Annotated in this window: 17 protein-coding genes; 2 read left to right on the top strand and 15 right to left on the bottom strand. The window is 70.5% G+C overall.

Annotation, left to right across the window (positions count from 1 at the left end; genetic code table 11):
• Positions 1 to 34: 34 nt before the first annotated feature.
• The 7 genes from BLR05_RS17855 to BLR05_RS17825 all read right to left on the bottom strand — a co-directional run bounded on the left by BLR05_RS17855 (position 35) and on the right by BLR05_RS17825 (position 7,960).
• Complete coding sequence (locus BLR05_RS17855; RefSeq protein WP_244160128.1) at positions 35 to 1,501, bottom strand: amidase; 1,467 nt, start codon at positions 1,499 to 1,501, stop codon at positions 35 to 37.
• 70 nt (positions 1,502 to 1,571) lie between these two features.
• A complete protein-coding gene (locus tag BLR05_RS17850) occupies positions 1,572 to 1,916 on the bottom strand; it encodes an AzlD domain-containing protein (protein ID WP_092836751.1) in 345 nt (114 codons plus the stop codon).
• Positions 1,916 to 2,647 carry an AzlC family ABC transporter permease gene (locus tag BLR05_RS17845; protein ID WP_235491989.1) on the bottom strand — a complete coding sequence of 244 codons (732 nt, stop codon included), beginning with the start codon at positions 2,645 to 2,647 and terminating at the stop codon, positions 1,916 to 1,918. Before BLR05_RS17845 ends, BLR05_RS17850 begins: the two co-directional genes overlap by 1 nt.
• A gap of 14 nt (positions 2,648 to 2,661) precedes the next feature.
• Complete coding sequence (locus tag BLR05_RS17840) at positions 2,662 to 4,407, bottom strand: dipeptide ABC transporter ATP-binding protein (protein ID WP_092836748.1); 1,746 nt, start codon at positions 4,405 to 4,407, stop codon at positions 2,662 to 2,664.
• A 34-nt stretch (positions 4,408 to 4,441) separates the two neighbouring features.
• Positions 4,442 to 5,323 carry an ABC transporter permease gene (locus BLR05_RS17835; protein ID WP_092836745.1) on the bottom strand — a complete coding sequence of 294 codons (882 nt, stop codon included), beginning with the start codon at positions 5,321 to 5,323 and terminating at the stop codon, positions 4,442 to 4,444.
• Positions 5,324 to 5,364: 41 nt separating this feature from the next.
• Complete coding sequence (locus BLR05_RS17830) at positions 5,365 to 6,306, bottom strand: ABC transporter permease (RefSeq protein WP_092836743.1); 942 nt, start codon at positions 6,304 to 6,306, stop codon at positions 5,365 to 5,367.
• 16 nt (positions 6,307 to 6,322) lie between these two features.
• A complete protein-coding gene (locus BLR05_RS17825; RefSeq protein ID WP_092836740.1) occupies positions 6,323 to 7,960 on the bottom strand; it encodes an ABC transporter substrate-binding protein in 1,638 nt (545 codons plus the stop codon).
• Positions 7,961 to 8,157: 197 nt separating this feature from the next.
• On the opposite strand from BLR05_RS17825, the gene BLR05_RS17820 reads away from it, so the two are divergent.
• Positions 8,158 to 9,573, top strand: a complete 1,416-nt coding sequence (locus tag BLR05_RS17820) for an aminotransferase-like domain-containing protein (protein ID WP_092836737.1) — start codon at positions 8,158 to 8,160, stop codon at positions 9,571 to 9,573.
• A 28-nt stretch (positions 9,574 to 9,601) separates the two neighbouring features.
• Here BLR05_RS17820 and BLR05_RS17815 read toward each other — a convergent pair whose 3' ends face one another.
• The 6 genes from BLR05_RS17815 to BLR05_RS17795 all read right to left on the bottom strand — a co-directional run bounded on the left by BLR05_RS17815 (position 9,602) and on the right by BLR05_RS17795 (position 15,343).
• Entirely contained in the window at positions 9,602 to 11,725 is a 2,124-nt protein-coding gene (locus BLR05_RS17815; protein WP_092836845.1) for a TonB-dependent siderophore receptor, read from the bottom strand.
• A 339-nt stretch (positions 11,726 to 12,064) separates the two neighbouring features.
• A complete protein-coding gene (locus tag BLR05_RS26620) occupies positions 12,065 to 12,238 on the bottom strand; it encodes a hypothetical protein (protein ID WP_167361291.1) in 174 nt (57 codons plus the stop codon).
• Positions 12,238 to 12,789 carry a hypothetical protein gene (locus BLR05_RS17810; RefSeq protein WP_230681189.1) on the bottom strand — a complete coding sequence of 184 codons (552 nt, stop codon included), beginning with the start codon at positions 12,787 to 12,789 and terminating at the stop codon, positions 12,238 to 12,240. The genes BLR05_RS26620 and BLR05_RS17810 overlap by 1 nt, the downstream gene beginning before the upstream one ends.
• A gap of 217 nt (positions 12,790 to 13,006) precedes the next feature.
• Positions 13,007 to 13,429, bottom strand: a complete 423-nt coding sequence (locus BLR05_RS17805; protein WP_092836734.1) for a DUF4087 domain-containing protein — start codon at positions 13,427 to 13,429, stop codon at positions 13,007 to 13,009.
• Positions 13,426 to 14,340, bottom strand: a complete 915-nt coding sequence (locus tag BLR05_RS17800; protein WP_092836731.1) for a glycoside hydrolase — start codon at positions 14,338 to 14,340, stop codon at positions 13,426 to 13,428. The genes BLR05_RS17805 and BLR05_RS17800 overlap by 4 nt, the downstream gene beginning before the upstream one ends.
• Positions 14,341 to 14,371: 31 nt before the next feature.
• Positions 14,372 to 15,343: a LysR family transcriptional regulator gene (locus tag BLR05_RS17795; protein WP_092836728.1), complete on the bottom strand. Its 972-nt coding sequence runs from the start codon at positions 15,341 to 15,343 to the stop codon at positions 14,372 to 14,374.
• Between the two features lie 139 nt (positions 15,344 to 15,482).
• On the opposite strand from BLR05_RS17795, the gene BLR05_RS17790 reads away from it, so the two are divergent.
• The gene (locus BLR05_RS17790; RefSeq protein ID WP_026432501.1) at positions 15,483 to 15,905 is read left to right on the top strand and encodes a PACE efflux transporter; all 423 of its coding nucleotides are present in this window, start codon (positions 15,483 to 15,485) and stop codon (positions 15,903 to 15,905) included.
• A gap of 7 nt (positions 15,906 to 15,912) precedes the next feature.
• Here BLR05_RS17790 and BLR05_RS17785 read toward each other — a convergent pair whose 3' ends face one another.
• Together BLR05_RS17785 and BLR05_RS17780 are read right to left on the bottom strand one after the other, a co-directional pair.
• On the bottom strand, positions 15,913 to 16,836 hold the full coding sequence (locus BLR05_RS17785) for a response regulator transcription factor (protein ID WP_092836725.1): 924 nt from the start codon (positions 16,834 to 16,836) through the stop codon (positions 15,913 to 15,915).
• Entirely contained in the window at positions 16,823 to 20,284 is a 3,462-nt protein-coding gene (locus BLR05_RS17780) for a hybrid sensor histidine kinase/response regulator (protein ID WP_092836722.1), read from the bottom strand. Before BLR05_RS17780 ends, BLR05_RS17785 begins: the two co-directional genes overlap by 14 nt.
• Between the last annotated feature and the right edge of the window lie 166 nt (positions 20,285 to 20,450).

The following is a 20,450-nucleotide window of genomic DNA, read 5'->3' as shown; positions in this document are numbered from 1 at the left end:
CCGCGCTACTGCCGGGCCGCGCTCTCCGCTCTCTCTATGGCGCAGCCGCCACGTGCACCCCCGGCCTTCGGCCATCGTTCCAGCGCCCGCCGAGCGCACGCTCGATCTGCGCCGCCAGTTGCAGCAGCAGGCCGTCGTGGCCCTGCCGGGCCTGGGCGTGGATGCCGAAGGGCAGGCCGTGGTCCTGCGCGCCCATGGGCAGCGAGATGGCCGGAATGCCGCAGAGGTTGGACAGCGGCGTGTAGGCGAAGAATTGCCAGAGGTTGTCGAACCAGTCCAGCACGTCGGGGTTGTCGCTGGTGGTGAGGTATTCGGTGGTGCCCACGGGCGGCGTGGGCCGCGCGGTGATGGGCGTGAGGATGATGTCCCACGCCTCGAAGAAGGCGCCGAAGCCGCGCGCCGTGGTGTTGAACACGGTCTGCATGCGGTGGCGCTCGGCATAGGGCAGGCCGCGGCCCGCCTCCCAGATGCGGATGTTGATCGGCTCGATCAGGTCGGCGGGCGGCCGCTCGAGCCCGCGCCGCTCCAGCAGGCCGTTGATGACCTGGGCGAAGTTGCTGATGTAGCAGGTGGTCTGGGCGCGGAAGGCGGCGCGCAGGTCCACCTGCGGCAGCGCCCAATCCACCTGGTGGCCCAGGCTTTCGAGGAAGCGGCCGGCCTTTTCCAGTTCCGCCACGATGGCGGGCGTGGCGCGGTAGTCGCCCCATTCGTGCGAGAGGGCGATGCGCAGCCGGGCCGGGTCGCGCCGGATCAGTTCCGTGTAGGGTTCGGGCGCGGTCCAGTAGGGCATGAACTCGCCCGGCGCGCCGCCACGGCAGGCATCGACGAAGGCGGCGGTGTCGCGCACCGTGCGGCTGTGGCAGCCCTGGGTGGAGACGTAGCCCGTGATGTCCGAGGCGTGGGGTGCGATGGAGAACACGCCGCGCGAGGGCTTGAGGCCGATGTTGCCGTTGAAGCCCGCGGGGATGCGGATGGAGCCGCCCCCGTCGGTGGCGTGCGACATCGGCACCACGCCCGCCGCCACGATGGCCGCCGTGCCCGCGGACGAGCCGCAGGTGGTGTAGCCGGTGTTCCAGGGATTGCGCGTGACATAGACGGCCGGGTTCTCGGCCGAGCTGCACACGCCGAACTCCGGCGTGGTGGTGCGGCCCATCAGGTTCAGACCTGCCCGGCGCATCTGCTGCGTGAGCCAGGCATCTTCGGTGGGGCGGTTGCCGCGCATGAAGAGCGAACCCTGCTCCTGCAGCCGTCCGGCCAGGGTAGGGCCCAGGTCCTTCATGAAGAAGGGCACGCCGGCCAGCGGGCCGCCGGGCTGCATGCCGGCCTGCTGCGGATCGGCCACCGCATCGGCGAAGACCTCGACCACCGCGCCCAGGGCGGGATTGACCTTCGTCACGCCGGCCGCCGCCTGGGCGGCCAGTTCGGCGGGTGTCACCTCGCCCCGGTGCACCAGTCCGGCCAGTCCTACCGCATCGTGCGCGGCCCATTCGTCCCAACCCATTGCCAAGCTCATGTGCATACCTTGCGTTGATGTTGTCGTCGTTTGTCGTCGTTTGGCTGCCGTGCGGCGCTCACGCCCACCCCAGCCCCAGGCGCAGCACCAGCAGCGTCACCGTGCCGGCCAGTATGGTGCCCGTCACGTCGCCGCGCCGCGCCGCGTGGTAGATGAGTGCCACGGCCACGGCGGCCAGGCGTGCATCGTGCCAGTCCGTCGGGAGGCGGCCCTGGTCCAGGAAGATCTCGGGCACCACCATGGCCAGCAGCGCGGCCACGGGTGCGTGGCGCAGGCCCTGGCGCAGCCAGCCGGGCAGGCGCGGCTCGCCGTGCGGCAGCAGGAAGAAGCTGCGCGTGAGCACGGTGACCAGCACCAGGGCCAGCACGGCCAGCCAGGCATGGACATCGGTGAAGGCCGGCATCAGCGGATGTTCCAGCGGCGATCGGCCCAGAGGCCCGCCGCAAAGGCGGTGGCGATCGCCATCACCACGTTCAGTCCCATGGGCCAGGACGCGGTCGCCAGCGCCACCACGGCGGCAGCGGCGGCCGAGCAGCGCACGGCGCGGTCGGCCAGCATGGGCAGCGCCAGTGCCAGCAGCGCCAGCACGCCCACGAAGCGCAGGCCCCAGGCGGTGGGAATGGCGTCGGCCAGGAAGATGCCGGCCAGCGACGCCGCCTGCCAGGCTGCCCAGTTGGTCAGCGCCAGCCCCAGAAAGTAGCCCTGCTGCTCGGGCGTGGACCGCCCGCCCGGAGCGGGCTGCGGAAAGCGCTGTACGAAGCGTGCGTAGATCGGGTCGCCCGCCAGGTAGGCCAGCAGCATGCGCCGCCATCGCCCGTGGCCACCGAAGTAGCGCCGCCAATGCACGCTGAAGACCACGAAGCGCAGGTTCAGCACCCAGGCGGTGGCGGCGATGACCCAGAGCGGCGCGCCCACGGCGATCAGCGGCAGGCAGGCCAGCTGTGAGGCGCTGGCGAACACCAGCAGCGACATGGCGAGGACCAGTTCCAGCCCCAGGCCGCTGTTGCGCATGGCCACGCCCGTCACCAGGCCCATGGCCACGGTGCCCAGCGCGGCGCCGGCGATGTCGCGCCCGCCGCGCAGGAAGGCGCGGCGCCAGGCCGCATCGGCGGGCAGCAGGCGGCGCCGTGACAAGGAAAGGGATGGCATCAGGCGGCCGCAGCGAAGGGACGCGGATCGGCGCCGGCTTCGGCGTCTACATCGGCCGCGGCACCGGCCAGCTCGGCGCGGGGCGCGGCGGCCAGCAGGCGGCGGGTGTAGTCGTGCGCGGGCGCGCCGAACACGGCGGCGGTGGCGCCTTCCTCGACGATGCGGCCCTGGCTCATCACGATCACGCGGTCGCACAGCTGGGCGGCCACGCGCAGGTCGTGGGTGATGAAGAGGATGCCCAGGCCCAGGTCGCGCTGCAGCTCGCGCAGCAGGTCGAGGATCTGCGCCTGCACCGACACGTCGAGCGCCGACACGGCTTCGTCGGCCACCAGCACCTGGGGCTGGCAGGCGATCGCGCGGGCGATGGCCAGCCGCTGGCGCTGCCCGCCCGAGAACTGGTGCGGATAGCGCTGCAGCGCGGTGCGCGGCAGCTGGATGCGGTCCATCAGCTCTTCGGCCATGCGCTGCGCGTGGCGGCGGTCCATTCCGAAATTCATGGCGCCTTCGATCATCGACGAGCCCACCGTGCGGCGCGGGTTGAGCGAGCGGTTCGGGTCCTGGAACACCACCTGCACGCGCGAGCGCAGCGGCCTGAGGCGGCTTTCGGGGAGGGACTGGACCTCGCGCCCGGCCCAGGCGATGCGGCCTTCGCTGGGGTCGATCAGGCGGATCATGCAGCGCGCGAAGGTGGACTTGCCCGAGCCCGATTCGCCCACCACGCCCACGGTCTCGCCGCGGTGCACGGCCACGCTCGCGTCCTGCAGCGCGGTATTGCGGCGGGCGCGGCCCAGCCAGTCGCGGCGGATGTAGGTCTTGCCCACGCCCTGGCCCTGCAGCAGCGGGCTGCCGCCGGGCAGAGCGCGTGCGGGCGGCGGCGTCATGCCGGGCACGGCGGCCAGCAGCATGCGGGTGTAGGCCTCGCGCGGACGGCGCAGCACCTGCTCGCAGGGGCCGTGCTCCACCAGCGCGCCGCGGTGCATCACCATCACCTCGTCGGCAATCTCGGCCACCACGCCCATGTCGTGCGTGATGAACAGCACGGCGCTGCCCTGCTCGGCCTGCAGTTCGGCGATGAGCTGCAGGATCTCGGCCTGCGTGGTCACGTCCAGCGCGGTGGTGGGCTCGTCGCAGATCAAAAGGCGCGGCTTCAGGATGATGGCCATGGCGATCACGATGCGCTGGCGCTGGCCGCCCGAGAGCTGGTGCGGGTAGCTGCCGAAGATGCGATCGGGGTCGGGCAGGCGCACGCGCGCGAACACCTGCAGGATGCGGCGCTTGCGCTCGGCCGCGCCCTCGGCCGTGTGGGTGCGCAGCAGTTCGTCGATCTGCTCGCCGCAGGCCAGCACGGGATTGAGCGCCGTCATCGGCTCCTGGAACACCATGCCCATGGCCCGGCCGCGCAGCGCGCGCAGGCGCTTTTCGGGCACGTAGCGGCCGGCCTGCAGCAGTGTCTCTCCGCCCAGGCGGATATCGCCTGCGGTGATCGCCAGGCCCTTGGCCAGCAGGCCCATCACGGTGGTGGCGAGCACCGACTTGCCGGAGCCCGATTCGCCCACGATGCACAGCGTGCGGCCGGCCTCGATGCGCACGTCCAGGTGCGCGATGGCATGCGGCCGGTCGGCATCTGCGGGCAGGGCGACCTGCAGGCCGCGCACGTCCAGCACGGTGCGCAGGGCGTCGGATCCGGTGCCGGTGCCGGCGGCGAGCGCTTCGCCCAGGGCGCGTTGTTGGGGGTGGGGTTTCATGGCGTGGGGCCTTCCGTGGCTTGCATGCACGCGTTCACGCGCGGCGGGAGAATTTGGGATCGAGCACGTCGCGCAGGCCGTCGCCCAGCAGGTTGATGGCCAGCACCGTCGGCACCAGGAAGAGCGCGGGCCACAGCACGTTGCCCGGCGCCTGCGAGAACAGCACCCGGCCTTCGGCCATGATGTTTCCCCAGGTGGGCACGTCGGACGGCAGGCCCAGCCCCAGGAAGCTCAGGATGGCCTCGGTCAGCACGGCCGACGCCGCGATGAAGGTGCCCTGCACGATCAGCGGCGCCAGCGCGTTGGGCAGGATGTCGCGCCACAGAATGGTGGCGTTGGGCGTGGCCAGGGCGCGGGCGGCCTCGACGAAGGGCTCGTCGCGCAGGCCGATCACCAGCGCCCGCACCAGGCGCGTGACGCGCGGCACCTCGGGCACGGCGATGGCCAGGATCACGGTGGGCAGCGTGGCGCCCAGCATGGCCACCAGGGTGATGGCCAGCAGCACGGCGGGAATCGCCATGAGCCCGTCCATCACGCGCATCAGCACCGCATCGGCCGCGCGGAAGTAGCCTGCCAGCATGCCCAGCGTGCAGCCCAGCACCACGGCCAGCGCGGCGGTGAAGCAGCCCACCATCAGCGAGATGCGGGTGCCGTAGAGCACGCGGCTCCAGATGTCGCGGCCCACGCTGTCGCTGCCCATCCAGAAGGTGTGCTGCACCTGCGCGCCGTCGGGCAGGGTGACGGCGCCAGAGACGCCGGCCGCCGCGTTGATGAAGGAGGCGTCCATCGCCGCCGGGTCGATGGTGCCCAGCCAGGGCGCCAGCAGGCCCAGCAGCGCGAGCACGGCCAGCACGGCGGCGCCGCCGCGCACGGCGCCGTGGCGCAGCAGGCGGGTCCGGGAAGTGGTGGGGTTCATGGGAGGGGCTCCAGGTCTTGAGCGGGGCGTTTTCCTGCCGGTCAGTAGCGGATGCGCGGATCGAGGGCCAGGTAGCTCAGATCGACCAGCAGGTTCACGGCGACATAGATCAGCGCGAAAAACAGCACCACCCCCTGCAGCACGGGAAAGTCGCGGTTGAGCACCGCATCCACCGTGAGCTGGCCCAGGCCGGGAATGGCGTAGACCGTCTCGGTGACCACCACGCCGCCCAGCAGCAGCGCGGCGCTCACGCCGATCACGGTGACCACCGGCACGGCGGCGTTACGCAGCGCGTGGTGGCTGAGCACGACGCGCTCGCTGATGCCCTTGGCGCGGGCGGTGCGGATGTAATCCTCGGTCAGCGCCTCGCTCACCGCCGCGCGCGTCACCCGCGCCAGCAGGGCCACGTAGGTCACGGCCAGGGTGAGGCAGGGCAGCACCAGCTGGCGCGCCCAGGGGCCCAGGCCGTCGGCCATGCGCCGGTAGCCCTGCACGGGGAACCACTGCAGCTTCATCGCCAGCAGGTAGATGAGCACGTAGCCGATCACGAAGACCGGGACCGAGAAGCCCGCCACCGAAAACGCCATCACCGCCTTGTCGAGCCAGCTGCCCATGCGCCACGCGGCCAGCGTGCCCAGCGGCAGCGCGATGGCCACGGCCAGCACCAGGGTCCCTGCGGCCAGCGACAGGGTGGGTTCCACGCGTTGGGCGATCAGTTCCAGCACCGGCTTGTTCAGGAAGAACGAGAAGCCCAGGTCGCCCTGCAGCACCTTGCCCGCCCACAGCAGGAACTGCGTCCACAGCGGCTGCGTGAGGCCCAGCTGCGCCCGGATGCGATCCAGGTCTTCGCTGGTCGCGCTGTTGCCGCCGATGATGGCCGCCGGATCGCCCGGCGTGAGCCGCACGATCATGAAGACGGTGATGGCCACCACCAGCACGACCGGCAGGGTGGAAAGCAGGCGTTTGCCGAGAAAGGCCAGCATGGTTGCGCTCCCCGCCTTACGGCTTGCGGATGTTCCAGTACACCTGGGCGCCGGCCGGCACCAGGCCGCTCACGCCCTTGCGCACCGCCGCCGGCTGGCTGAACTGGCCCACGGGCACATGGGTGACGGTCTCGAAGGCGCGCAGCTGCGCGGCTTCGGCGAACTTCTTCTTGTCGGCGTCCGTGGCGGCGGCGGCGAACTGCTTCTTGATGGATTCGAGCGTGGGGTCGTCCTGCCAGCCGAACCAGCCCTTGTCGCCCGTGGCGTTCATCATCGACATGGTCAGCGGGTTCAGGATGTCCGAGGCCGTCCAGGCGGTGAGGAAGGCGCTCCAGCCGCCGGCGCCGGGCGCATCCTTGCGGGCGCGGCGGCTCACCAGCGTCTGCCAGTCCATGTTCTGCAGATCGACCTTGAAGCCGGCCTGCTCCAGCTGCTGCTTGGCCACCAGCGGCAGCTTGCCGATGGTGCCGTTCTCGGCCGGGCGCATGAGCACCACGGGCTCGCCCTTGTAGCCTGCCTCCTGCAGCAGCGCGCGGGCCTTCTGCGGGTTGGAGACGCCGGTGTATTCGCCCGTCCTGTCCGATTCGAACGGCGTGCCGCAGGGGAACATGCTCTTGCACAGGCGCGTGAGGCCGGGCGCGCCCACCTGGGTGCGCAGGAAGGCCTCCTGCCCCAGCGCCAGCATGGCGGCGCGGCGGATCTTCTCGTTGTTGAACGGCGCATGCAGGAAGTTGAAGCGCAGGATGAACTGGTTGCCCGCGGGCTGCGCGTCCACCAGTTCGATCTGCGGACTGGCGCGCAGCACGGCGTACTGCTCGAACGCGGGCTGCTCCAGGATGTCCGCCTCGCCGTTGAGCAGCGCGTTGAGCTGCGTCTGCGCATCTCGGATGAAGAGCCATTCGACGCGATCGACGTACACGTTCTTGCCGCCGGCCGTGCCCGAGGGCGCCTCGGCGCGCGGCTTGTACTTCGCGTTCTTCACGAACACGGCCTTCTCGCCGGGCCGGAATTCGTCGGCCTTGAAGAGGTAGGGACCGGAGCCGATGGTTTCCTTGACCTGCACGTCGCCGGGCGTATCGGCCACGCGCCGGGGCATGATGAAGGGCACGTTGGACGAGGGCTTGCCCAGCGCTTCGGTCACCAGGCCGAAGGGCTCCCTGAGCTGGATTACGAAGGTCCTGGCGTCGGGCGTCTCGTACCGGTCGATGGCCCTGGCGAGCTGGCCGCCGAAGGTGTCCCGGCTGGCCCAGCGCTTGAGCGAGGCCACCACGTCCTCGCTGGTGACGGGCTTGCCGTCGCTGAATTCCAGCCCGTCGCGCAGCGTGAAGGTCCAGGTCCTGTTGTCCCTGGACGCGTTCCATTTGCCCACCATCTGCGGCTGGATCCGGCCCTGCGCGTCGGTTCCGAACAGGGTGTCGTAGATCATGTAGCCGAAGTTGCGCGAGATGTAGGCGGTGGTCCAGATCGGGTCCAGCACGGTCATGTTCGATGCGGGAATGATGCGCAGCGTCCCGGCGGCTGCGGCGGGCTGCGCGGATGCGCCGGCCGGCAGGCCGCAGGCCAGTGCGGCCGTGACGGCGCAGGCCCAGCGCGCAACGCGCGCTGCGGCGCGGCGGCGGGCCGGCAGGGCGGGGGAGGACGGTTTGGTGTGCATGCGGGGCTTCCTGGGTGGCGGGTTCGGGCCGTATCGAGGACGGCTGGCTGGACGCTATTGAGGCACCGAATGCAAGAAATGTGTATGTACAGTTGGCACGGCCTGTTGTAGAACAGTTGCCGCCGCGCCCCTTTTTGGGGGCCCACCGCGCACAGCTTGCGTGCATCGCCTGATCGCTTCCACCGTCCGAGCCCGCCATGATCCATCTCGACCCCGACAGCCCGCAGCCGCTGGTGCGGCAGGTGTACGACGCCCTGCTGGGCGACATCACCACGGGCCGCCGGCCCGCCGGCGAGCGCCTGCCCTCGGTGCGCAAGCTGGCGCAGGCCTGCGGCATCAGCACCATGACCGCGACCAACGCCTACCAGCGGCTGGTGGCCGAAGGCCATGTCGAGGCGCGCCCGGCCAGCGGCTACTTCGTGGCCGCGCTGCCGGTGGACCGGGCGCAGCGCCGCCGCCCGTTCCAGGGGCGCACGTCGGTGGATTCGCTCTGGCTGCTCAAGCACGTGTACGAGGACGACCGCGCCCTGCGCAACGCCGGCTGCGGGTGGATCCCGCCCGAATGGCTCTATGCCGACGGCGTGCGGCGGGCCATGGCGGCACTGGCGCGCAAGGCGCCCACGGGCCTGGCCCGCTACGGCACGCCCTACGGCTACCTGCCGCTGCGCCAGCAGATCCAGACCCTGCTGGGCCAGCGCGGCATCGAGGCCGCGCCGCACCAGATCGTGATGACGCACGGCGCATCGCAGGCGCTGCTGCTGGTCGCCAAATGCCTGCTGCAGCCCGGCGATGTGGTGCTGGTGGACGAGCCGGGCTCCACCAACCTGTTCGCCATGCTACGCTCCATGGGCCTGAAGCTGGTGGGCGTGGAGCGCACGCTGCAGGGGCCCAGCCTGGCGGCGCTGCAGTCGCTGCAGCAGCGCCACCGCGCCAAGGCATTCTTCACCACCTCCAACCTGCACAACCCCACAGGCAGCCAGATCAGCCCCGCCGTGGCCTACCAGCTGCTGCGCCTGGCCGAGCAGATGGATTTCACGCTGGTGGACAACGAGGCCATGGCCGGGCTGGAGCCGGCCGGCTCCACCTGCCTGGCGCGGCTGGACCAGCTGCGCCGCGTGATCCACGTGGGCAGCTTTTCCAAGACCGTCTCGCCCGGCCTGCGCGCGGGCTTCGTGGCCTGCAGCGAGGAGATGGGAGAGAAGATCATCTTCCAGAAGATGGTCAGCAGCCTGACCACGTCGGAGCTGAACGAGAAACTGCTGCTGGCCGTGCTGGTGGACGGCCATTTCCGCGCCCACCTGCAGCGCCTGTCAGAGCGCCTGCAGCAGGCGCAGCAGGCCGTCTGCCGGGGCCTGCAGGCCGCGGACATGCAGCTTTTCATGGAGCCTGCGGGCGGCCCCTTCCTGTGGGCCCGCTTCGAGCGGGACGACGTGGACATGCGCGCCCTGGCGCAGCGCGCCATCGACCATGGCTTCCTGCTGGCGCCCGGCGACCTGTTCCGCAGCGACCTGCGGCCCGCGCCCTGGCTGCGATTCAACGTCGGGTATGCCGACGATGCGCAGCTCTACCGCTTTCTGGAGCGCGAGGCGCTGGCGCTGCGAAGGCAGGCATGAGCCATTCCCTCCACGGCACTCCGGCGCGTCAGAACCTGACCTGCACCCCCGCCACCACCTGCCGCCCCATGCCCGGGATGACCGCGATCGCGTTCCACGAGGCGGCGGCGTAGTGCTTGTCGAACAGGTTGTGGATGTCCAGCGTGAGCCGGGTGCGCGGGTCGATCTGCCAGTAGCCCGTGAGGCGCGCCGTGGTGTAGGCGGGCAGCCGGTAGGTGTCGGTGGCGGTGCCGGTGCGCTCGCCCACGTGCACCAGGCCGGCGCCCACGCCATAGCGCCCGCCGGATGCCAGGCGGTCTTCGCGGATGGCGAACAGGCCGGCGCTCACGCGCGGAATGCCCAGCAGGCGCTTGCCCACGAGGGCGGGATTGTTGTCGCGCAGCACTTCGGTGTCGGTGAAGGCGGCATTGGCCGTCAGGCGCCAGTGCGCATCCAGCCGGCCCGCCACGTCGGCCTCGAGGCCGCGGCTGCGCACCTCGCCCGCCGCCACGCTGAAGTTCCCGTTGTTGGGGTCGCGCGTGAGCACGTTGGTCTTGCGGATGTCGAACACGGCCACCGAGGCGTTCAGGCGCTGGTCGTCCGATTGCCACTTCGCGCCGGCTTCCCAGGCCTTGCCCTTCTGCGGATCGAAGGAATTGCCTGCGGCGTCGGTGCCGGCATTGGGCCGGAACGAGCGGCCGTAGGAGACATAGACCGAGCTGTCCGGCGTCACCATGTAGCTCAGGCCCACGCGCGGCGTGGCGGACGAGTGCTGCTGGTTCTGGCGCGCGTTCTCCATCCAGTTGACGAAGTCCTCGTGGAAGCGGTCGAACCGCAGGCCGGCCATCAGCTTCCAGCGCGGGGTCAGGTCGATCTGGTCCTGCAGGAACAGGCCGGTGGCGCGCAGGCGGTCGTCCTGCAGGTAGCCCTGCACCAGCGGGCCGCGCGGCACGTTGCCGTAGGTGGGGTTGTAGATGTCGATCGGGTACTTCTGCGCGGAATAGCGGATGTCCTGCCCCATGTAGAGGCGCCAGGATTCCAGGCCGGCGAGCACGGTGTGGCGCAGGCTGCCGGTGCTGAACTTGCCTTCCAGCTCGGCCTGCACCGACACGTCGCGCGATGGCAGGGTGCGCCAGCTGTCCGTGCGCGACAGCGTGCGCCCGTCGGCACCCAGCAGGCCGATCTGGCCCGTGCCGAAGTCCACGGCGTTGCCGTAGAGATCGGTTTCGCGGTAGGTGCCGCCGACGCGCGTGCGCCAGCCGCCGCCCAGGTCGTGGTCCAGCGTGAGCTGGTGCGTGTCGCCATTGACGTGCAGGTTGCCGCGGTCGGGCTCTTGCAGGAAGCGGTCGGCGGGCAGGGCCAGGGCGTTGCCGTTCACCTGCACGATGCCGCGGTCCAGCGGCGTGCGGATGCGGATGATTTCTGCCTCGTACTGCAGCACGGTGTCGGCGCCCAGCGTCCAGGCGAAGGCGGGGGCGACCACGTACTTGCGGTTGTCCACGAGGCCCGTCCGGCTGGCGCCGTCCTCGGCTGCCACGTTCAGCCGGTAGGCCAGGTTCTGCGTGAGCGGGCCGGTCAGATCCAGCGTGGCGCGGCGCATGCCCAGCGTGCCGATCTGCAGGCCGGCGGTGCGCGCGGCGGTGAACTGCGGCTTCTTGGTGACCACGTTGAGCGTGCCGCCGGGCTCGCTGCTGCCGTAGAGCGCGGCGGCCGGGCCTTTCAGGAACTCCACCCGCTCGATGGTGGCCGCGTCGCGCTGCGGGCCATAGCCGCGGCCGGAAGCGAAGCCGTTCAGCAGCGAGCCGCCTTCGGTGTTGCTGAAGCCGCGGATCGCGTAGTTGTCCCAGGTGCCGCCGAAGTCGTTCATGCGGGTGACGCCGCTCACGAAGTCCACCGTGTCGGCCAGGCGCGTCGCCCCCAGGTCTTCGATCAGCTGGCGTGGCACCACGCGCACCGCCTGCGGGGTCTCGATCAGCGGCGTGTCGGTGCGCGTGGCCGCGGTCTGGCGCTGCGCGCCCTGGTAGCCGGAACCATCGGTGGCATCCTGCACGCGCACTTCCTGCAGCGTGGCCGCCGGGGCCGGGGCGGGCTCCTGCGCATGGGCCGCGTGCTGGGCGGAGAGGGTGGCGGCGAGCGCCAGCACGGCCTGCACCAGCGGGGCGCGGCGGAGCATGGCAGGGCGCGAGGTGGCTGCGGCCACGGTGGCCGGGATGGAGGGCGACAAGAGAGCGGGCATGTGCAGCAGGCCGGAGGCGGCTCCGGCGAGGGGATGCGGAATGGGCGGGGAACGGGTCAGCGCACAACGGTGTGCAACTCGGCCGTGAAGGCGCCGAACTGTAACACCAGGTTGAGAACTACTCTCATTCGCTGTCGCATTGCCGCGACGCTGCGCCCGGGCTGTTCGCCGGGGCCATGTGAAGCGAGCCGCGAGCTGTGCGGCGACCGTATTGAACGGGTGTCCCCGGTGGCGCCAAGCTGGCGAGTGGCTCGCAACCGGACCTGTTCGAGCAGTTCAGCCGCTGTCCTCCTGCCCGTCCTTGTTGAAGAACGCCTGGTAAATCACATACGGAATGACGGAAACCACCATCCACCACCAATTGCCCTGCAAGTAGGCCGGCACCCAGCAGATCCAGCCGAAGAGGACGGCGCACCAGCCGAAGACGGTAGAAAGGCGAGGGCGTTTCATCAGAGCATCCTCACACCGTTGAAGCCCCACCGCACGTACACAAGGTAAGGAAGGATACGGACGGTGCCGGCTGGGGTCGAAAGGTGTATCGGAATCGTCGCGGCCTCCTTGATCATCATGTTCAAAGGGCGGCCGAATCTGGCCATGTACACGCCAGGCCCGAAAAACCCATGCACGCCGAATTTGCTGGAGTGGATGACGGCGGTTCGCGCGATGCCTGCGGCCCCTGCCTTCGTCGTAAAGTGGATCAGGCTCTTCGGCAGCGCTGCAAAGCCATATCCGGCAGTGCCCAGTACCGTTGCCGTGGTGGGTGCAACGTCATGGGTCCACAGTGCGGCGAACACGCCGGGCACGTGGGCCAGCGGCGCCAGAGGGCTCCGAGACTGGGTGGCGACGTCTGCCCAGTATCGGGTAGCTTCATCGGCCGCCTGTGTGGATTGGACGTAGAGCTGCCGCAGCTTGAGCATGAGTCGGTTGATGGCACCCGCATCGGAGATCCGGACGGGTGTGCTGCAGCCCTCGCGGCGGCAGATCAGTGAGTTATCGGCCATGGGTCTCGTTTTTTTGTGATGCCGCTCCGCAATATGCTGAGAGCGTACCGACCTCCCTGCCGGTCCCCAGGATCACCCTGAATCTCGATGTATCGCGATGCAGGGACTGGTTTGATCTCAACTACTTCAGCCACGGAGGGCGAACATGGCCGGCCAGGCCGCCCCACCGGAGAGCGCCCTGCGGCCATCTGCCGGCCCGGTCACCCGGCCGCCGGGTTCACTTGAGGGGGTTCTCGGGCTCCTTGCCCGCCAGCGCCTTGTCCTTGCGGCAGACCGACAGGGCCTGCGAGCGTGCCGAGAAGATGTGCGTCACCTCCTGGGTATCGGCGCGGGCGCTCACCTTCAGGCAGGCGCAGCCGTAGCCCGCGCTGCCGGTGCCGGTCGCCACCCAGCGCGCCTTGGGGAACGTCGGCCAGTCGCCTTCGGCCTGGTGGCCTCCCTGCATGCCGATGGTCCATTCCCCGTCCTTGTCCACCAGGGTCGCGTTGCCCGGCGTCGGGTTGTCGAACCAGCCGCAGCGGGTGGTCGTGTCGGGCGGCATCGCGGCGGCCGCGAACTGGCAGGCGCCCAGCCACAGCAGGGCATGGAGGACGCGGGCCGTCCTGGGGACGCGCGGGGTCGGGGCAGTGCAGCGTGTCATGGCGTGGCGGTGGCAGGTGTGGGTGTGGGTGTGGTGATGGCGTTCGGCCGGGCCTTCAGCAGGGCCGCCTCGAATTTCCGGGCGATCTTGGCGATGTCTTCGGCATGGTCGCTGCCGTTGACCATCTTCCGGGCCGACACGTAATCGGTCGTGTCCCCCGAGAAGTAGAGCGAGAACTTGCGCCCGTTCGCGAAGATGCCGCCCGTGCGCATGCCGTAGGACATCAGGGCATAGGCGGTCTCGGGCGTCTTGACCTGTTCAGGGTCCGTCAGCAGCCCCAGCCCGTGGCCGAGCGCGATGCCCGCCCTGGCGTAGTTGGACCACCAGGTGAGCTGCACGTAGCCGCGCCCGTAATAGGCCTGCTCGACGCCGTCATCGGCATCGTAGGACTTGGCCGCTGCGCCGCCGTCCTTGGTGCCCATCTTGGCACCCTTGGTGAGCGGGGAGATGACCCCGGCCCCCGTGACGGAGAACGGGTCGCCGTCCTGCTCCGTGATGCGCGCTCCGCCATCCGGCAGCAGCTTGACCTTGACGGGCTCGTGGTACTGCCGCCCCTTGCCGTGGCCGATCTCGGCCACGGGGGCCATGGTCATCAGCCATTTCTTCTGCTTGAGTACGACGGGCTGCCCTTTCTTGTCCACCAGGGGCTGCCCCTTCTTGTTGGTCGCCACCTTGGTGACGGTGACCGGCGACGTGGTCTCCCACATCACGGTGGCGAGCATGTAGGCGGCCTGGCGCACGTCGTTGATGGCCGTGTCGCGCTCGATCATGCCGAGCAGGGACAGCATGTCGGGAATGGCTGCGGCGTTGTACCTGCCGCTGGTGCCGAACTGGCGGGTGAATTCTTCCTGGAAAACGACCCGGTCATAGGGGCCGGTATGGTGGTAGTTGATTTTTTGCGGCGCAGGCATGGATCCATCCACGGTACGGAAACGGTCCAGTCTATGGTGCTGGTTTGCGCCTTTGTTTTGCGGGATGTAATTTCTGCAAGCCTCCGCTGCCCGCGGCTTGCCGCGCCCCGGAGGCCGGCGCGGCCTGGCGCAGCCGCTCCACGAAGCGCCGCGCGCCCAGGCCCTGGGGCCGCTCCCGGGACCACACCACGTCCACCCACAGCTCCACGCCGTTGGTGAGGTTGTCGAACGGCATTTCCACCAGCGTGCCGGCCTGGATGCGGGGCTCCACCAGCTCGCGCGGCTGCCAGCCCCAGCCCAGGCCGGCCTCGATGAGGCTGAGCGCGGCCAGGTGGTTGTCGGTGCGCCAGTGGTGGCGTGCGAAGACGAAGCGCGGGTCGGTCTGCGCGAGATCGCGGCCGGCCACGACGATCTGGCGCGTGGTGGTCAGGTGGACCTCGCTCAGCGGCGCGCCGGCGGCCGCCTGCATGACCGGGTGCTGCGGCGCGATGACCGCCACCAGCGTTTCGCTGCCCACTTCCTGGAAGCCCTCGCGCCCGTCGAGGCTGGACCGCTCGAACACCAGCGCCAGCTGGGCGCGGCCCGCGTGCAGCAGCGCCATGGCGTCGGCCTGCGGGGCGGCCAGCACCTCCGCCTGCAGCTGGGGGTATTCGGCAGTGAGCGCGGCCAGCGCCTCGGTCCAGGGGCCGGCCAGCAGCTCGGGCGCGATGGCGATGGTCAGGCGCTCTTCCAGTCCCTGAGTGAGGGCCAGGGCCTGCGCGTTGAGCTGCCGCAGTTGCGCGCCCAGCAGCCGGGCCTGCGGCTCCAGAGCGCGGGCGGCGGGGGTGGGGCGCGGCTCGCGTCCGCTGCGGTCGAAGAGCTGCACGTCCAGCTCGGCCTCCAGGTGGGCGATGGTCATGCTCACGGCCGAGGGCACGCGCGAGAGCGCCCGGGCGGCGGCCGAGAACGAGCCGTGGTCCAGCACCGCCAGGAATACGTTCACGCTGTCGGAAGAAAATGTCATGGCCGTAGTTCTATCAGAAAAACTGAAACAAGCTGACTTTATGTATCAGCCCGGCACACATAAAGTGCGACGCATGTCCGTGCCATCCTCCTCTTCCGCCGCCGTCTCCGCATCCGCTGGCGCCCGTGAAGCCCCGGGCCTGCAGGGCCCCTGGCGCCGCGTGGTCTATGTCTCGCTCTACGAACTGATCGCCATCGCCTTCGCGACCGCCGGCCTGGCCATGCTGACGGGGCAGGGCGCGGGCCATTCCAGCGCCGTGGCGGTGGCGTGCTCGGTGATCGCCATCGTCTGGAACGTCGGCTTCAACTGGGCGTTCGAGCGCTGGGAGTCGCGGCAGGCGGTGCGCGGCCGCAGCGTGGCGCGCCGCGTGGCCCATGCGATCGGCTTCGAGGGCGGGCTGGCGCTCATCCTGGTGCCGCTCTTCGCCTGGTGGTTCGACGTAACCCTATGGCAGGCGCTGGTGATGGACCTGGGCCTGCTGCTGTTCTTCCTGGGCTACACCTTCGTCTTCAACTGGCTCTTCGACCGGGTGTTCGGCCTGCCGGCCTCGGCGCGGGGCTGATCCGGCGTCATTCCTGGAGCCACTGTCCTGCCAGGGCGGCCGCGGCAGTACGTGTTTCCACGCCGAGCTTCTCGAAGATGTGCTCCAGGTGCTTGTTCACCGTGCGCGGGCTCATGCCCAGGATGTCGGCGATGTCGCGGTTGGTCTTGCCCTTGGCGATCCAGGACAGCACCTCGGTCTCGCGCGGCGTCAGGTCCACGCGCGGCAGGCGTGCGGCAGGCGCCGTGCCGGCGGCCTGCACGGACAGCAGCAGCATGGTTTCGCCCAGCCCGCTGGCCCCGAGCGGGCGGGCCATGAGGCGCTGTCCGGGCTCCAGGCCGGTGGCGCCTTCGCCCGCCCGCTGCGCCTCGGCCAGCCAGCGTTCCATGGCCCGCGGCGGCGCGGCACCGTCGGCGAAGGCGGCCTCCAGCCAGCATGTGGCCTGGGGCGAGCGCCAGGCGATGCGGTCCTGGCCGTCGAGCACCACCACGCCCATGCCGGCCACGTCCACCGCCTCGCGCGCCAGCCGGGCGGCGCGGGCGTTGGCGACGTGCGTGGCCAGCCGGGCCAGCACCTCGGGCAGGCGCAGGGGCTTGACCACGTAGTCCACCCCGCCGGCCGCGAAGCCGCGCACGATCTGTTCGGTCTCCGACAGGCCGGTCATGAACACGATGGGCACATGCGACCACGGGGGCGTGGCCTTGATGCGCGCGCAGAGCGTGAAGCCGTCGGTGCCGGGCATGAGGGCGTCCAGCAGCACGCCGTCGGGCACGGCGAGGTCGAAGCGCTCGAGCGCCTCGTCGGCGTCGCGGGCAGCGAGCACGGCGTAGCCCTCCGCGGCCAGCGCGTCGCCGAGCATGCGCAGCGTGGCGAGGTCGTCGTCCACCACCAGGATGGCGCGCTGCGGCGCGGCGGGGGATGGGGAAACGGGAGCGGGGTCAGGCGGATTCATCGGTATCGTCGTCTTCGGGTTCGCGCAGCAGCCGGGTGAGCCGGTCGAAGTCCAGCTGGCCGGCCGCGCCATCCAGTTGCTCCAGCAGCGCGGCATGGCCGGGATGGTCGGCACGGGCCGCATGCAGCCGGGCGCGCAGCGCGGAGGCCTGGCCGGAGCGGGCCAGGTGGTGCAGGGCTTCCCGCAGCGGTTCCGGCAGTGGTCCCGCGCAAGCCGCCGCGGTATGGGCGTGCGCCGGGCGGGCACCGGTGGCGCGGGGCACCCCGTGCGGCGCCGGGTCGTGCAGCCACTGCAGGCCGAGCGCGGACTGCAGCGCCTGCAGCAGCTCCGACTCCACCACCGGCTTGCCCACGAAACCCTGGCATCCGTGGGCGGCCACGCGCGCGCCGTCGTTGTCGAACTGGTTGGCGGAGACGAAGACGATGGGCAGCGCCTCGGTCGGCAGGCGCTCGCGCAGCAGCGCGGCAGTCTGCCAACCGTCCAGGTCGTCCATGCTGATGTCCAGCAGCACCAGGTCCGGGGGCGACTGCCGCACGATCTCCAGGCACTCGCGCCCGCTGGCGGCCTCGCGCACGTCGAAGCCCAGCGGCACCAGCAGGCCCGCGAGCAGCTGGCGCTGCAGCGGCTGGTCGTCCACCACCAGCAGGGTGCGCCGCGGCGGCCGGTAGCCCACCACGGGCCGCAGGGCGGCCTGCGCGGGCTGCCAGGCCGGGTCGGGCGCGGCAGCGGGCAGGTACAGGCGCGCGGTGAAGGTGCTGCCTTCGCCCACGGTGCTGCGCACGCTGAGCTGCCCGCCCATGAGCTCGGTCAGCAGGTGGGTGATGGTCAGGCCCAGGCCGGTGCCGGGCTCGCTGGCGCGGCGGCCTGCGCTGCCGCGCTCGAACGGCAGGAAGATGCGTTCCAGATCCTGCGGCTCGATGCCGATGCCGGTATCGATCACCTCGATGCGCGCGACATGGGCGCGGAAGTCCAGCCGCAGCCGCACCTCGCCCTGGTGGGTGAAGCGCACCGCGTTGGAGAGCAGGTTGATCAGAATCTGGCGCAGGCGCCTGGCGTCCGCGCGGATCCATTCGGGCATCGTGCCCAGCACCTCCACGGCGAAGGCCAGGCCCCTGGCCTCGGCCTGCGGGCGCAGCATGCTTTCCACGTCGCGCACCAGCTCGGGCAGCGGCAGCGGCGCGAGGGCCTGGCGCAGCCGGCCGGCCTCGATGCGGGCCAGTTCCAGCGAGTCGTCGATCAGCGCATGCATGTGCCGGCCGCTGCGCTCGATGGTGGAGAGCGCGTCGCGCAGCGCGTGGGCGTCCGGCGGGGCCTTCTGCAGGATCTGGGTGTAGCCCAGGATGCTGTTGAGCGGCGAGCGCAGTTCATGCGTCATGCCGGCCACGTAGCGGGTCTTGGCCATGTTGGCGGCCTCGGCGCGGTCTCGCGCGGCCTGCAGCTCGGCGTCGGTGCGCTTGTGCGCCTCGATCTCCTGCAGCAGCAGCTGCGTCTGGCGCTCGGATTCGTCCTGCGCCATGCGCCGGCTGCCGGTGCTGAGCACCACCCACCACGCGCACACGGCGGCCAGCAGCGCCAGCAGGGCGTAGACCTTGAGGAACGGCGTGCGCAGGAACTGCGCGGGGGTCTCCAGCCCTTCCTGCACGTACACCACGCCCACCAGGAAGGCGACCACCGCGCAGAGCGACGCGAACACCATCAGGTACTGGCCCAGCCGGAAGTTCATCTTCGCCGCCCAGGCGCGCGGCAGCAGCAGCGCGGCCAGCGAGCGCAACTGGTCGGCCGCGCGCGAGCCGGTCTTGCAGCGGTCGTGGCAGCGCGACTCGAGCGAGCAGCACAGCGAGCAGATGGCCGCGCCATAGGCAGGGCAGCGGGCCATGTCCTCGGATTCGAAGCGGTTCTCGCACACGGCGCAGCGCACCAGCTCGCCCGGCGCCCAGTCGGTGGCCGGTGGGCGGGCCAGGTAGTAGCGCCCGCCGGTCCACCACGCGAACAGCGGCGCCAGCGCCATCGACAGGGCCAGCGCGATGAAGGGCGAGAAGGCCGCCGCGGCCTCGCCCAGCAGGCCCGCATAGGCGCAGCAGGCCACGGCCGCGGCCACCACCATCGCGCCCAGGCCGACGGGGTTGAAGTCGTACAGGTGCGCCCGGCGGAACTCGATGCCCCGGGGCGACAGGCCCAGCGGCTTGTTGATGACCAGGTCGGCCACCAGCGCGCCAACCCAGGCGATCGCCACGTTGCTGTACACCGCCAGCACCTTCTCCAGCGCGCCGAACACGCCCAGGGTCATCAGCAGCGTGGCGATGCCCACGTTGAACACCAGCCACACCACGCGCCCCGGGTGGCTGCGGGTGACGCGTGCGAAGAAGTTGGACCAGGCCAGCGACCCCGCATACGCATTCGTCAGGTTGATCTTGATCTGCGAGACCACGACGAACAGCACCGTCACCGCCACCGCCATGCCGGGCAGGCCCAGGGACTGCATCACCTGCCGGAACCCCGCGAGGAACATCTGCGTGGGCTCGGCCGCGCGGTGCACGCCCACCTCGAACTGCAGTGCCGCGAACGCGAGGAAGGCGCCGCCCGCCATCTTGAGCATGCCCATGGCGATCCAGCCCGGCCCGGCCACCAGCACCGCGCTCCACCAGCGCCAGCGGTTGGCCGCGGTGCGCTCGGGCAGGAAGCGCAGGAAGTCCACCTGCTCGCCGATCTGCACCACCAGGGAGAAGATCACCGCGCAGGCCGCACCGAACATGAGCGGATCGAACCCGCTGCTGCCGCTGCGCAGGCCCGAGAGGCTGGCGAAATCGCGGTAGAGCTGCGGCTGCGCCAGCGCGATCCACACGAAGGGCAGCAGCAGCAAAAAGAGCCACAGCGGCTGCGTCCACGCCTGCAGGCGCGAGATCAGCGTGATGCCGCGCATGGCCAGAGGCAGGATGACGAGCGACGAGAGCACGTAGCACCACTGCAGCGGCCAGTCCACCACCAGCTGCAGGGCGAGGGCCATGATGGCCGCCTCCAGTGCGAAGAAGATGAAGGTGAACACCGCGTAGATCAGCGAGGTGATGGTCGAGCCCAGGTAGCCGAAGCCCGCGCCGCGCGTGAGCAGGTCCATGTCCAGCCCGTAGCGCGCCGCGCAATAGGCGATCGGCAGGCCGGTAAGGAAGATCAGCACGCCCACCGCGAGGATCGCCCACATCGCATTGGAGAAGCCGTAGTTCAGCGCGACCGCGCCGCCGATGGCTTCCAGCGCCAGGAACGAGAGCGAGCCGAACGCCGTGTTCGCCACGCGGAATTCGCTCCAGCGCCGGAAACCCTTGGGCGTGTAGCGCAGCGCATAGTCCTCCATGGACTCGTCGGCCACCCAGGCGTTGTATTCGCGCCGGAAGCGGAAGATCGTCTGCGTCGCGGCGGGTGCCTCGGAAGGGGTGGCGGTGGGGAGGGCGGCCATGCCCGGACCGCATGCAAGAAACGTTCTTGGCGCGGTGCGGGCGGCGCCGTACGCAGGCCACTACGTTAATTGACGTATGGGCGCGTCGCAGGGTTCTCCCTAACCTTCATTCCAGCGCGGCACCTGTCGTCCATCCGGTGCGACACCACCGCCGCCTTCCACCCTG

It is taken from the genome of Paracidovorax cattleyae (genome assembly GCF_900104515.1).
GTDB lineage: Bacteria > Pseudomonadota > Gammaproteobacteria > Burkholderiales > Burkholderiaceae_C > Paracidovorax > Paracidovorax cattleyae.
The sequence above is the reverse complement of the archived record's forward strand: the minus strand, read 5'-3'. Positions and strand labels throughout refer to the sequence as shown.

Coding starts and splice junctions, on each gene's coding strand:
- BLR05_RS17850 (WP_092836751.1), bottom strand. CDS start 1,916: ATGCCGGCCTTCACCGATGTCCATGCCTGGCTGGCCGTGCTGGCCCTG.
- BLR05_RS26620 (WP_167361291.1), bottom strand. CDS start 12,238: ATGAAACGCCCTCGCCTTTCTACCGTCTTCGGCTGGTGCGCCGTCCTC.
- BLR05_RS17815 (WP_092836845.1), bottom strand. CDS start 11,725: ATGCTCCGCCGCGCCCCGCTGGTGCAGGCCGTGCTGGCGCTCGCCGCC.
- BLR05_RS17840 (WP_092836748.1), bottom strand. CDS start 4,407: ATGAAACCCCACCCCCAACAACGCGCCCTGGGCGAAGCGCTCGCCGCC.
- BLR05_RS17805 (WP_092836734.1), bottom strand. CDS start 13,429: ATGACACGCTGCACTGCCCCGACCCCGCGCGTCCCCAGGACGGCCCGC.
- BLR05_RS17800 (WP_092836731.1), bottom strand. CDS start 14,340: ATGCCTGCGCCGCAAAAAATCAACTACCACCATACCGGCCCCTATGAC.
- BLR05_RS17780 (WP_092836722.1), bottom strand. CDS start 20,284: ATGGCCGCCCTCCCCACCGCCACCCCTTCCGAGGCACCCGCCGCGACG.
- BLR05_RS17785 (WP_092836725.1), bottom strand. CDS start 16,836: ATGAATCCGCCTGACCCCGCTCCCGTTTCCCCATCCCCCGCCGCGCCG.
- BLR05_RS17855 (WP_244160128.1), bottom strand. CDS start 1,501: ATGGGTTGGGACGAATGGGCCGCGCACGATGCGGTAGGACTGGCCGGA.
- BLR05_RS17820 (WP_092836737.1), top strand. CDS start 8,158: ATGATCCATCTCGACCCCGACAGCCCGCAGCCGCTGGTGCGGCAGGTG.
- BLR05_RS17830 (WP_092836743.1), bottom strand. CDS start 6,306: ATGCTGGCCTTTCTCGGCAAACGCCTGCTTTCCACCCTGCCGGTCGTG.
- BLR05_RS17810 (WP_230681189.1), bottom strand. CDS start 12,789: ATGGCCGATAACTCACTGATCTGCCGCCGCGAGGGCTGCAGCACACCC.
- BLR05_RS17835 (WP_092836745.1), bottom strand. CDS start 5,323: ATGAACCCCACCACTTCCCGGACCCGCCTGCTGCGCCACGGCGCCGTG.
- BLR05_RS17795 (WP_092836728.1), bottom strand. CDS start 15,343: ATGACATTTTCTTCCGACAGCGTGAACGTATTCCTGGCGGTGCTGGAC.
- BLR05_RS17825 (WP_092836740.1), bottom strand. CDS start 7,960: ATGCACACCAAACCGTCCTCCCCCGCCCTGCCGGCCCGCCGCCGCGCC.